Origin of the sequence: Paenibacillus sp. FSL H7-0756 (genome assembly GCF_038006765.1) — a bacterium.
Classification (GTDB): domain Bacteria; phylum Bacillota; class Bacilli; order Paenibacillales; family Paenibacillaceae; genus Paenibacillus_AQ.
On sequence record NZ_JBBOVT010000001.1, the window covers coordinates 2,159,579 to 2,172,429 of the forward strand.

The 12,851-nt window shown below is 53.0% G+C and carries 11 protein-coding genes; 9 read left to right on the forward strand and 2 right to left on the reverse strand.

What is annotated here, in order from left to right:
• Window positions 1-66 precede the first annotated feature (66 nt).
• Both cyoE and NST04_RS09630 read left to right on the forward strand, forming a co-directional pair.
• Complete coding sequence (gene cyoE / locus NST04_RS09625; protein ID WP_341184062.1) at window positions 67-999, forward strand: heme o synthase; 933 nt, start codon at window positions 67-69, stop codon at window positions 997-999.
• Window positions 1,000-1,030: 31 nt separating this feature from the next.
• Window positions 1,031-1,648, forward strand: coding sequence for an SCO family protein (locus NST04_RS09630; RefSeq protein ID WP_341184063.1), 618 nt, complete (start codon window positions 1,031-1,033; stop codon window positions 1,646-1,648).
• A gap of 108 nt (window positions 1,649-1,756) precedes the next feature.
• Here the strand turns inward: NST04_RS09630 and NST04_RS09635 are convergent, their stop codons facing one another.
• Together NST04_RS09635 and NST04_RS09640 are read right to left on the reverse strand one after the other, a co-directional pair.
• The gene (locus NST04_RS09635) at window positions 1,757-2,116 is read right to left on the reverse strand and encodes a DNA primase (protein WP_341184064.1); all 360 of its coding nucleotides are present in this window, start codon (window positions 2,114-2,116) and stop codon (window positions 1,757-1,759) included.
• A gap of 110 nt (window positions 2,117-2,226) precedes the next feature.
• Entirely contained in the window at window positions 2,227-3,405 is a 1,179-nt protein-coding gene (locus NST04_RS09640) for an MFS transporter (protein ID WP_341184065.1), read from the reverse strand.
• Window positions 3,406-3,658: 253 nt separating this feature from the next.
• Here NST04_RS09640 and NST04_RS09645 point away from each other — a divergent pair, with 253 nt between their 5' ends.
• The 7 genes from NST04_RS09645 (at window position 3,659) to NST04_RS09675 (ending at window position 12,792) form a co-directional block, all read left to right on the forward strand.
• Window positions 3,659-4,102 carry a hypothetical protein gene (locus NST04_RS09645; protein WP_036722049.1) on the forward strand — a complete coding sequence of 148 codons (444 nt, stop codon included), beginning with the start codon at window positions 3,659-3,661 and terminating at the stop codon, window positions 4,100-4,102.
• A 51-nt stretch (window positions 4,103-4,153) separates the two neighbouring features.
• Complete coding sequence (locus NST04_RS09650) at window positions 4,154-5,293, forward strand: transglutaminase domain-containing protein (protein ID WP_341184066.1); 1,140 nt, start codon at window positions 4,154-4,156, stop codon at window positions 5,291-5,293.
• A gap of 143 nt (window positions 5,294-5,436) precedes the next feature.
• The gene (locus NST04_RS09655) at window positions 5,437-7,500 is read left to right on the forward strand and encodes a peptidoglycan D,D-transpeptidase FtsI family protein (RefSeq protein ID WP_341184067.1); all 2,064 of its coding nucleotides are present in this window, start codon (window positions 5,437-5,439) and stop codon (window positions 7,498-7,500) included.
• A gap of 33 nt (window positions 7,501-7,533) precedes the next feature.
• The gene (locus NST04_RS09660; protein WP_341184068.1) at window positions 7,534-9,648 is read left to right on the forward strand and encodes a peptidoglycan D,D-transpeptidase FtsI family protein; all 2,115 of its coding nucleotides are present in this window, start codon (window positions 7,534-7,536) and stop codon (window positions 9,646-9,648) included.
• A gap of 95 nt (window positions 9,649-9,743) precedes the next feature.
• Window positions 9,744-10,523: a Cof-type HAD-IIB family hydrolase gene (locus NST04_RS09665; protein ID WP_341184069.1), complete on the forward strand. Its 780-nt coding sequence runs from the start codon at window positions 9,744-9,746 to the stop codon at window positions 10,521-10,523.
• A 128-nt stretch (window positions 10,524-10,651) separates the two neighbouring features.
• Window positions 10,652-11,137 carry a DUF456 domain-containing protein gene (locus NST04_RS09670; RefSeq protein WP_341150362.1) on the forward strand — a complete coding sequence of 162 codons (486 nt, stop codon included), beginning with the start codon at window positions 10,652-10,654 and terminating at the stop codon, window positions 11,135-11,137.
• 26 nt (window positions 11,138-11,163) lie between these two features.
• Entirely contained in the window at window positions 11,164-12,792 is a 1,629-nt protein-coding gene (locus NST04_RS09675) for a putative polysaccharide biosynthesis protein (RefSeq protein WP_341184070.1), read from the forward strand.
• The last annotated feature ends 59 nt before the right edge of the window (window positions 12,793-12,851 follow it).

Consider the following 12,851-nt stretch of genomic DNA (forward strand, 5'->3'; position numbering starts at 1 on the left):
CCTGGTTTGCTATGATAAAGTTAATAGCGGAGTGTAAGAAGTTCCCTAGAAGGAGGAACCCGATACGTGGACAATCAATTGAGATATCAAGCTTCTTCTGATTCCGCATCAATGTCTGCCAAGTCTCCACCGGAAGGTGCAAGCTGGCGCGACTTTATTACCGTTACGAAGCCCGGCATTATCCGCTCCAATCTGATTGCGGCATTCGCAGGCTATTGGGTGGCATCAGGCTGGGAAGTACAGTATGGCCGCCTGATTCTGACTTTGCTCGGCACCATGCTGGTCATGGCTTCAGCCTGTGTCTTCAATAATTATTTTGACCGCGATTTGGATATGAAGATGGAACGGACCCGCGAACGCGGACTGCCTACAGGAAGGCTGAAGCCGACCACGGTGCTTATCTATGGCATCGGACTCGGCATTGCCGGGTTGATCGTGCTGTTCGCATTCTGCGGTGTACTGGCCGGATTGTTCGGTATAGTCGGCATGTTCGTCTATGTTGTAGTGTACACCCTTTGGCTCAAAAGAACCTCTACCTGGAGCACCTCCGTAGGTGCGATCTCGGGGGCTATGCCTCCTGTCATCGGCTATGTGGCGGTTACAGGTACAGTGGATCTTGGAGCCTGGCTGCTGTTCGCAATGCTCTTTCTGTGGCAGCCGCCCCATTTCTGGGCACTTGGCATCCGCCGCAAGGAGGAGTACAGAGCAGCAGGCTTTCCGCTCCTTCCGGTTGTGAAGGGGACGCGGCGCACCAAGTTCCAGATGATTCCTTATGTCGCGCTGCTGCTCCCCGTGCCTGTGCTGATGTATGTCTATGACTACGCAGGTATTTATTATCTTATTGTATCACTGGCCTTGTCGGTTGGCTGGCTCTACTTAACCCTCATCGGATTCAAGGCCAAGGATGATGAGATCTGGGCGAAGAAAAGCTTCCTCTTCTCCATTAACTATCTGACCTTAAGCCTGATTGCCCTGGTGCTGAATACCATTCATGTGTAAGCAATCTTAGGATAGAGAGGGAAGGTGTCCTGTGCAGACCTTGAAACGTTACAAATGGACCTGGCTGTTGCTGCTGCTCGCAGTAATTATGGCGGTCTATCTGGCAGTCAAATCGTTTGATTTCGGAGGTGAGAAGCTGCCGGTCATCGGTCAGGTACAGGACTTCTCCCTGGAGAATGTGGACGGAAAGCAGATCAGTCTGGCGGATACGGCAGGTAAGGCAAGGCTGGTCTATTTCTTCTTCACCGTCTGTCCCGATGTGTGTCCGATTACCACCTATATGCTGTCAGAGACGCAGAATATACTGGTTAAAGACGGCAGCTTCGGCAAAGACGTTGAATTCGTCTCGATCTCTTTCGATCCGAAGAATGATACAAGGGAAGCGATCAAAGCCTTCGCTGACAAGTTCCATGCCGATTACAGCGGATGGTACTTCCTGCGGGGGGATCAGGAGCAGGTACGCAAGCTGGCAGCGGAATCCTTTAAGGTGCTGATCTACGGCACGAGCAAGGATGATTTCGCCCATGCGAACCTCATTGGTCTGGTGGACAAGAACAACCAGCTCCGGGGATTATACGATGCCGGGGATACGGAGAATGTAACGCCGGAGTTTCTGGCCAGAACGGTTAAGAAGCTGGCCCGTGAATAGCACAGGAACGCAATAAACGAGGGTGTCCCGTGGAGCAGTGGAGCTGCTGCACAGGACACCCTCATTTTGTGGTGAAAGGTTAAGAATGTATATGCTTCATGCGATGAATTATCCTTCTATCCCCTGGAGATACGGCTGGGGGTAAATAATGAAATCTTCAAGTCCGGCCTTCTCCAGCTGGGTGATGTTATATTCATCGGGAGTGCCTTCCACTCCGGCATAGCCCTTGCGCGTATACATATGCACGGCATCGGGGAAGGCGTCGCGAAGGACAGCACGGATTTTTTTGCCGGAGCTGTCATTGTCCATATACAGGTAGACTTCTCCGTCCCGGATGGTATTTCGCAGGGATTCCAGCTTCAGGGTATTCAGCGTACCGAAGGTGCACAGAATGTCGACCTCTGGTTTAAGCAGCCGCCTCAGTCTGCTGCGGTCGTTCTTGCCTTCGACAATAATGGTGATGGACATATGCAATCAGCCCCCGGATCTTAGTTGTTATGACGATATTGTACCTAAGCTGCGCTGTTTTTAACAGCGTGGCGGAACAATATGTATTCATTCCCCGGGAAATGTCGCATTCAGGCGGCAGGGCTATTCCAGCCGGGGGCGTAGGAAGAGAGACGGCCGGATCTGCCCGGAGGCAGCAGCATAAGTGCGGTCATCAGCAGGACGAAGGCGATGAAGTAAGGGGAGACATACTCTCTAAGCTGTCCGGCGGCTACAGGTCCGGCGAAGGCCCCGAGGGACATGGCGATGGATTGCAGCGAGAAGGTCCGGCCCAGCCGTCCTGCGCCGCCCAGACTGATGAAGAGGGAGGCCATAGCCGGAAACAATACTCCTTTTGCAGACCCGAGCACGAAGAGAACCACTCCGGCCGGAATGCTGCGGAAGGCAGCCAGAGCGAAGAAGCAGAGAGCCATTCCCAATAAGGCAGCGGCAATGCGGATGCCCGGCGAGATGCGGTTCAGGAAGAACAGGCAGAGGGTCGCGAGCGCCCCAAGGCTGAGCAGAGAGAGCAGAATTCCGGTAGAGACCATTCCGTCCTGTCCTTGTGATAAGGGAAGCTCGAAGAACAGTACGCCCTGGGAGCAGGATACGAAGAAGGGCAGCAGATAATATCGCCTGGAGACAGTAGGCTGAGCGGCAGCGGCCGCCCCTGGCTGTAGATTCTCCTTCAACGGGAGTACAGGCTTATGCAGTGCCAGGGCCGGATTATGCTTCGGCACACTGAAGAAGGCCATCACACCGGTGAAGATCAGGAGCCAACCCAATGTACTGAACGTGCCGGAGTAGCCAGCTTTGGCTACGATGAAGGCTCCGGCGGTAGGGGAGACCACTGAAGCCAGCGTGTGAATAATTCCGTTGCCTGACATGTATTTGCCCTGGGTCGCCGGGTCAGACGAGAGCGAGGCCAAGAGGGTCATACAGGCAGGGGAGAGGAACGCCAGGGCGAACCCGCTTGCCGCCCGCAGCAGGAGCAGATGCCAGGGCAGCTGGGCATGCGCCTGCAAGAGCAGGATCAGTCCTGCTACGGTTAGGGCGAATACAATATAGCGGCGGCTGCCGTTGCGGTCTACAAGCACACCTGCCAGCAGATTGCCCGGGAGGTGGGTCAGTGAATACATCCCCATCATCCAGCCGATGAAGGCCGGGCCCGCTCCCAGTGACATGGCAAAGGGGGTCAGGATAGGATACTGGGCATGCAAATCGAAGAACGCCAGGAACATGAAGAGGTACAGCCACATTGCAGTTTTCACGGATAACACCTCCAGATTAGCGGCCAGCCGCTGATGACGGAACGGATTCCAGCAGAGGGAACAGCCTACTTGTACTTTACGTGAGGCAGCGGGGGCTTATACCATTTTCTTGGCCAGCCCTTGTATGCAGTTCTGCATTCCGGCAACCATGAATTATAAGGGTCATTCATGTATAATAATTAATATTAATGAAATGTCTGACGGGACAGCGTCCCGGAGTGGCGAAATTTGCGATTGGGGTGTTGTGAAATTGATGAATCCGGAAGTGTGGTCACAGTTTATCAGAGAGAATTGGCTTGTTATCGTTATTGCGCTTGTCCTGCTGTTCGCAGTCGTTAACATCGTTAAGACTATGCTGAAATGGGCTATCGTCGTGGTTATTGTGGTGGGGTTATTCATTTATAGCGGAGTAACTATGGACCAGATCGGTAATGCCGTTAACAAAGTAGCAGACGGTACAGTCAGCACGCTGAAGAATGAGGCGCAGGAGGTCATGCTCAAAGAAGCGCAGGAAGCGGTCTATACCTCCGGCGGTGACGGCACCTTCACCATTACCACTCCTAATCTGGAGGTGAAAGGCTCTGCGGCAGAGGATAAGGTGGAAGTGGTCTTCCGCGGAGTCAGCCTCGGGAAGTGGAGTGTTACGGATACAACCAAGACCTTTATCGATGAAGCCCGGAAGCAGGCGGGCAAGTAACAGTGCAGCTGGCGCAGGGTGGCCTGCTGCAGCAGAAGGAGGAGTGATTCATTGGACAGCTGGATAGAAAGTCTTCGGGAAGCGAATATCATCTCCATTGTTCTGCTGCTGGTGGTCCTCTTCTCTGCGCTGCAGGGCTGGGGCCGGGGCTTCCGCAGAGCAGCCGGAGGGCTGTTCGGCATGCTCGGATCTGGCGTGCTTGCGGCAGCTTCGCTGGTGATGGCGATTCCGGCAGCCGTATACCTCTCGCCTGCTGCCGGAAGCTGGGCTTCCGGCGTTACCCCGCAGGATGACAAGCTAAGCCAATGGCAGCAGCTATATTATACCGGCGCCTCTGTACTGGCGAATTCACCAGTAGTGCGGTTTCTGCTGCTGCTCTTGCTGTGCTATAGCTTGATTCGTCTGCTGCTGGGTCTGCTGTTCCTGCTGCTGCCGTTCCGCCTGCCGCGCCAGTCCGGGAGGGGTTCGGGGCGGATCACAGGCGCCAGCCGCCTCGTCGGGGCAGTGCTTGGCACCGCCGCAGGGCTTACCCGCGCCTTGGTGCTGGTCTTTGTCCTGTTCATTAGCGTCGCCTTGAACCCGGACAGCGGCTTCAGCCGCTATGTGCAATCATCACCGGTCTACAGCCAGAGTGCAGAAGCGGTATTTGAGCCGCTGGCCGGTGAACAGGTGAGGGGAAAGCTCCCGGTGCTGACCAAGGCGGTAGCTGCCGAGATGAGTGATATTCTCCGGCGCAAATATGAGGTGATTGACCACGATATTTCGGCGGATATTGCCGGTGCAGCTGCAGAGATTGCCGGACAAGCCAGCGGGGATGAAGAGAAGGCCAGACTGCTCTATGATTGGGTAGGCTCGCGTATTGCTTACGACTATACCAAGGCGAAGAATTATGAAGAGAAGCGGATCTGGCATGAGCAGACCCCGCAGGATACGATGGATACGCGGCTTGGCGTATGCATTGATTACGCGCGGCTCTACGCCATGATGGCCCGCTCGCAAGGCCTTCAGGTGCGTGTCGTCACCGGCAAAGGCTATGACGGTCAAGGCGGTTATGGCCCGCATGCCTGGAATGAGGTCTATATTAGCAGCAGTGCAGCCTGGATTCCGCTTGATTCCACCTGGGCCAGCAGCGGCGACTGGTTCAATCCGCAGGATTTCGACTCTACGCATATCAAGGAAAACATCCTCTGAGAAGGAGCGGACGCTCTTATATCTATGGTACAATAACAGCGGGCAAGTGGAAACGGCTGTGCCGTCTTTTCAAAGGACGGTACCGTTTCAGCGAGAAATAGAAGGATAAGTTATCGTATGCAACATAAGGAGAGGACTTGCTTGTGAGATGGTTCGGTAAGCCGGGCTCCGGCCCGGGTGATGGAGAGACCCGCAACTACCTGAGCTTACGCATAAATCTGTTTTTCTTCGGCACTTTTTTTATTTTTGTGATCATTATGATCCGGCTTGCGGGACTGCAGTTTGTAGAGAGCCCCGAGCTTAGCGAGGTGGAGGCCAGCCGGGAGACCAAGGATGTTCCGCTTGCGGCGATCCGTGGGACTATTCACGCGGCGGGCGGGGAAGACATTGCCCATTCCACACCGATTCAGTCCTTATTCGTTACGTTAACCCAAGAATACACTGCGAAGGTCAAGAATAAGAAAACCGGCTTATATGAACCTACCGCTGAAGCCAAGGAGAATACGAAGGCGCTGGTGGCGGGACTGTCATCCGTTTTTGAACAGTATGGTGACCCTTCTGCGAAGAAGCTGCTTAAGGAGGATATCCTGCTGCTGCTTGATCTTGAATATAAGAAGTCACTGGGGTATGTCCCGCGCAAGATCAAGACCGGTCTTACGATGAAGGAAGTCGCCCATCTGATGGAGAACAGGCAGCGTTATCCCGGAGTGTCTGTTGTGGAGGAGAGTATCCGCCATTATGACAAGGACACGGTGGCCGTCCAAACGGTAGGTTATATGAAGCAGTTCCGGTCTACAGAGGATTATGATTTGTACAAAAATATCCGCAGCGCCATGAAACAGACGGGTGCGGACCCGGGACTTAGCTACAGGGAAGATGAGTTCGTCGGTATCTATGGTCTTGAACAGCAATACCAGCGCGAGCTTAGAGGGAAGAACGGGTATCAGACGATCTCAGTCAACGCCCAGAATATGGCCGAGAAGGTTATTGCTTTGGTCCCGCCCGTCAAGGGCAACGATATCTGGATGACGATTAACAAAAAGGTGCAGATGAGCACAGAGCAGGCGATCATGGATCAGCTTAACTGGCTGCACCGGAATCCTGTACAAGGGAAGCTTCATAAGGATGCGCTCACCGGCTATGCCGTTGCCATGGAAGTAGATACAGGGAATGTGGTGGCAATGGCGAGTATGCCGGATTACGATACGAATGTCTGGAATGCCGAGAGGCTGCCGCCAGAAGTGTATGAGAAAATACAAAACAACAATCAGAACGGGACAATTAACGATATTACCTCCGGTGTCTCCGGCAACGGGCTGAAGTCATTGATCTTCCTGGGTTCCACGATTAAGCCGTTAAGTGTCCTGATCGGTCTGGAAGAGGGCTTATTCACTACCGGTGATACTTACATGGATAAAGGGATTGCTTATTTTGGTAAGGATAACAGCTCCTCGGTCAGGAATTCCTCCGGCCATGTCCTGGGCCCGCTTAGTCCGGCGAAGGCTATTCAGGAGTCCTCCAATGCTTTTATGGTAGAGTGGGTCGGTAATGCACTGTACAAGAAGTATGCGGGAGAAGGTATTGCCGTATGGGACAAATATATGAAGGCATTCGGGCTTGGGGTGTCTACGCAAAGCGGGCTTCCCGGTGAAAGTGCCGGAGTTGCCGATTATCTTGATCCGAAGAAGGCTGGCTCTGCCCAAGCGGCGCTGGTACTTGCCTCCTTCGGCCAGAAGGGGAAATACACCGCATTGCAGCTTGCCCAGTATACGGCAACACTTGCGAATGAAGGCGTGCGGATTAAGCCCCAGCTCGTCAGTAAGATTACAGATCCCGAAGGGAAGACGGTTAAGCAATTTGGACGGGAAGTCCTGGACAGCATCTCGTTTCACCCTTCTTACTGGAAAGAGATCAAGCGCGGGATGAATACTAAGGTTAAGGCGTTTGACGGATTCCCATATGACTTCGCCCGCAAGACAGGAACCTCTGAGATGGAAGCGTTCGGGGCCACCCGTGACAACGGGGTATTCATTGCTTATGCTCCGCGTGAGCATCCTAAGCTTGCAGTGGCCGTGATCATTCCAGAAGGCGGCTTTGGAGCGAACAGTGCAGCACCGGTAGCCCGCCGGATCTTTGAAGCCTATGACCAGGAATACGGACTGGATGGAGTCCCTAAGAAAAATGTGCCCGAGTCAAGGGTGAACTAAACGGTTTATTTTGATGTAGAGGAGTGAAAAACTGTGGGTGTTTTCCGAAAGCAGGCCTCCCCCCCGGAAGAGAAGGACAGCAAGAGCTCGCTTGGCCTGCGGCTTAACGTGTTTTTCTTCAGCACGTTTGTTATTTTTTGTGTGATTATTATCCGTCTCGCAGTTATTCAATTTGTGGAAGGACCGACACTGACGGAGGTGGAGGCCAGCCGGGATACCAAAAGTGTACCACTCGCCTCGATCCGTGGAGGTATCCGCGCAGCCGCAGGCGAGCAAATTGCTTACTCCACCTCCGTTCAAACGCTGTATGTTACGCTAACGAAGGAATATACAGCTAAAGTGGTGGATAAGGAAACGGGAATCAGCTCGCTTAAGCCGGAGGCAAGAGCCAATGCGTATGCGCTGGCAAATAATCTGGTTGCGAAATTTGATGAATATGGCGACCCGAACGGCGAGAAGCTGACTGTTAATGAAGTAATTAATTCTCTGGATTTATATTTCAAGAAATATTCGGGCTATATGGCCCGCAAGATCAAATCCGGTCTGACCACCAAGGAAATCGCTTATTTCATGGAGCACAAAAGCGAATTCCCGGGCCTTGAGATCGTGGAAGAAGGCGTACGTCATTACGACAAGGATACCGTAGCCGTACAGACGGTCGGGTATATCAAGCCCTTCAAATCCTCCAATACGCTCAACATCTACAAGAATATTCAGAGCGCCATGAAGAAGATCGGCGCAGATCCCGGCCTGAATTATAAAGACGATGAATTCGTCGGCTTCGACGGCCTGGAGCTGCAATATCAGCGGGAGCTGCGCGGCAAGAACGGCTATCAGGTCATCTCGGTGAATCCGCAGAATATGGCCGAGAAGGTGGAAGAGGTAGTGCCGCCTGTCAAGGGTAATGATATCTGGATGACGATTGACAAGAATGTTCAGCTTAAGACGGAGCAGGCTATCACCGAACAGATCAATTGGCTGCACCGCAACGCTGTACAAGGCAAGACTCATCCTGACGCCAAGACAGGCTATGCGGTGGCGATGGAAGTCGATACCGGCAATATCGTAGCCATGGCCAGTATGCCGGATTACGATACCAATGTCTGGACAGCGGAGAAGCTGGATTCGGATACCTGGAATAAGATCATGGGCAACTACCAGAACGGGACGATCACCCCTTATTCTTCCGGCCTGTCCGGCCATGGATTTGGTTCCACCGTACTGCTCGGTTCCACCATTAAGCCGCTGACGGTGTTGATCGGTCTGAATGAAGGCTTTTTCAGCACTTCCTATACGTACACAGACAAAGGGATTGCCTATTTCGGTAAGGATGATAAATCCTCCGTCCGCAATTCCTCGGGGCACGTATACGGCCGGATGGGTCCGGCTAAGGCGATTGAGGATTCCTCCAACGTGTTCATGGTAGATATGATCGGCAAGAAGCTCTATGAGCAATATAAAGGCGAGGGAATTGGAGTCTGGGATAAATATATGAAGGAATTCGGCCTTGGCGTATCCACGCAGAGCGGTCTCCCTAATGAATACCTGGGACAGATCAACTACACGGATACTAAGGCAGCGGGCAGTGCGCAAGCCGCATTGGTCTATGCCTCCTTCGGACAGCAGGGCCGCTATACGGTGCTGCAGTTAGCTCAGTATGCTTCTACGCTTGCCAATGAAGGGGTGCGGATCAAGCCGCAGCTTGTCAGCAAGATCACGGATTCATCGGGCAAGGTGGTCAAGAAATTTGAGCGCGAGGTGCTGGATGAAGTGACGACCTTTGACAAGTCCTTTTGGAGAGAAATTAAAAAGGGTATGAACAGTAAGGTCTCGGCATTCGCAGATTTCCCTTATGATTTTGCCCGTAAGACAGGGACCTCACAGCAGCTTGGTAAAGGGCAATTGCGCGATAACGGGGTATTTATTGCCTTCGCCCCGCGTAATAATCCTAAGTTGGCTGTTGCTGTAGTCATCCCCGAAGGGGGATTCGGCTCCAACAGTGCGGCACCGGTTGCGCGTAAAATTTTCGACGCTTACGACTGGGAATACGGGCTGGATGGCGTGCCTAAGAAAAGCCTGAAAACAGCGAACCCGAATGACGGCGCTGCTTCCGGTGACAGTTCCGATAATACTGCCGCAACAAACTGATGATATTATAGCCATGATGGAGACGGATCTGCGAGAAATACCAAATATACGGTTGCCTTCAAACGAAAGAGCGACCAAGAATGGAGGGGTGGCAAATGACTGCCAAATACCGCCTGCTTGCATTGGATATGGATGGAACCCTACTGAACGACGAACAGAAGATTACCCCGCTTACAGTGGAATGGATCAAAAAAGCGATGGAGGCCGGCGTACATGTCTGCCTGTCTACCGGGCGCTCTTCGCGCAGTGCAATGCCTTATGCTGAACAGCTTGGCCTGAACACTCCAATGATTATGGTGAACGGAAGTGAAGTCTGGCGTGCGCCTCATGAGCTGTACCGCCGCTCCTTGATGGATGTGGAGCTGGTCAAAGAGATGCACAAAATTGCTGAGGAATTCGATATCTGGTTCTGGGCTTACTCTGTAGATGAGGTGTACAACCGGGATAGCTGGGACGGTGAGATTGACAGCAGGGAATGGCTGAAATTCGGCTATTCCACCGAGGATAACGATATCCGCCATAAGCTGCTGATGCGACTGCAGGAGCTGGGCGGGCTGGAGATCACCAACTCCTCGCCATTCAACCTGGAGATTAATCCGCTGGGCGTCAATAAGGCTTCAGGCATTCTTGAAGTCTGCAAGCTGCTGGGCATTAACATGTCCCAGGTTGTTGCCGTAGGCGACAGCCTCAACGATCTGGCAGCTATCCAGCAGTCCGGCTTCGGAGTGGCTATGGGCAACGCCCAGGAAGCTGTTAAGCAGGAAGCGGATGCAGTAGTAGCTACGAACAACGAAGACGGAATCGCGGAAGTGATTCAGAAGTACATCCTGACAGAGGCTGAAACCCCGGCTGGTAGAATATCGAAGCGAGCATAAGCTGAGGGGCGAGTAAAGTGGTTTGGAAAGGTTTAACTTAATACATGAAAAGATAATGACCGCCACCATTAGAGAATTCCGGATTATATGAGTTCACCTACCGAAACAAACTTAAGGAGTTGAGGGAATTGACAATTCTGGGCTGGATTCTGATCATTGCTTTGTTCGCAATCGGGATGGCAGGGGCGGTATATCCGATCCTGCCGGGGGCGCTTGCGATTTACCTGGCATTCTTTGTATATGGCTGGTTCTTTTCCTTCGGCTCCTTCGGTCCCTGGTTCTGGATTGCCCAGACGCTGATCGTCGTGGTGCTGTTCATTGCCGACTATGTGGTCGGGGCCTGGGGCGTCAAGAAGTTCGGCGGCTCCCGCGCCTCCGTGATCGGCAGCACCATCGGTCTGATTATCGGCCCGTTTCTGATTCCGGCGTTCGGCCTGCTGATCGGCCCATTCCTGGGTGCCTTCATCGGCGAGCTGATTGCCGGCGAGAAGGCCGGTAAAGCGGTGAAGGTCAGCTTCGGCGCTCTGCTCGGGCTGTTCAGCAGCACAGTCGTCAAGATTATTCTGCAGATTGTTATGATCGTCCTCTTCTTTATCTGGATCGGACGCTATTAAATTTATTGTGAAGAAGGCGAAACAGCTTGTCCACCAAGAAAGAATCCTTTGTCAAAGGCACGCTAATTCTGGCGGCAGCCGCACTGGTAGCCCGTGTCCTCGGGCTTGCCCAGCGGGTGCCGCTGGAGCATTTATTCAATGAAGTCGGTAACGCTGCGTTTACACAAGCCAACAATGTGTATCTGCTGCTGCTGCCTCTGGCGACAGCCGGTATTCCCAGCACGCTTAGTAAAATGGTGTCCGAGCGCTATGCGCTGAACCGTCCGCAGGAAGCACAGCAGGTGTATCGTGCGGCGCTGATTTTTGCGGCTGTGGTTGGTGTGATTATGAGCGTAGCGCTCTACATAGCTGCTCCTTATTACGCGGAATCCAGTAAGGTTCCCGAGAGCACACTGGCCATCCGGGCGATTGCCCCGGCGCTGCTGCTGTTCCCCGCAATCGCGATGATGCGCGGGTATTTCCAGGGCCGTAACAATATGATGGCCGGGGGCATCTCACAGATTGTCGAGCAGATTGCCCGGGTATCCACAGCTATTCTGCTTGCCTTTATTCTGCTGCGCCAGGGCTACAGCAACACCTGGATGGCCGCAGGCGCATCCTTCGGCAGTGTACTCGGCAGTATCGGCGCCTTCGGCGTGATGCTGTATTATGCGATGAAGCTGCGCCGCAGCGAGGAGAAGGTCGCTTTGTATGACTCGAATGAAGCCCGTATCCCGCTGCTTAAGATTTACAAGGATATTTTCAAGCTGTCCATACCGATTGTATTGTCTTCCGTTACGGTGCCTGTAGTGAACTTCATTGATACTACCTTTATTGTGCCGTTGCTTAGCGGGCAAATCGGCTTGAAGGAAGCTACGTGGACGCTGGGGATCTTCGGCAGCCGGGCACAGAGTGTGGCCGGAATTCCTCCGGTATTGTCGATCGCCCTAAGTGCATCGCTGATTCCGATTATATCTGCCGCCTTCGCCCGCAAAGATGAACAGCACCTGCAACGTCAGGTCACACTCGCCATGCGGGTCTCCATTCTTACAGGCACACCGGTTGTAGTCTCACTTGTTGTGGCTGCCTACTCGGTTAACGGCCTGCTGTTCAAATCGCTTGACGGCAGCGGTATTGTGGCGATGCTGACACTCGGTACTATTTTCCAGATAACGATGATGACTACGAACTCGATCCTGCTCGGAATGGGCAAATCCCGGATATCCATGTATTACGTGCTTGTGGGTATCCTCGTGAAGTTCGGCTCCAATTTCCTGTTCAGCCAGTGGTTTGGCATTTATGGCATTATCGGTTCTACGGCACTGTGCTTCATAGTGATTACAATGCTTAATCTGCGGATGCTCAAAAAAATCGTCCCCTTCACCATTCTCGGCAAACGCTGGGGAGGCTTCTCTATTGCGGTCCTGGCCTCGGCAGGTATCGGCTATGGCTTGAATGAAGCAGGTATATTGATGACGCAGCTTATGCCGGCCCGTCTGGCCTTCCTGATTACCTGTCTGGTGGTTGGAGCGGCAGTCGTAATTGTCTATTTGGTTCTCCTGATCATTCTGGGCGTACTCAGCAGCCAGGAGATTGCCGGTTATCCCCGTCCGCTGCGTAAGGTGCTGGGTCCTTTGATGAAACTGCAGCCTGCCCGTGTGCGTGCTGGTGAATAATGATATGACTATTGTCTTGATTTGTCATTATTGTTTGACTTATTCCGTACATTTTGATT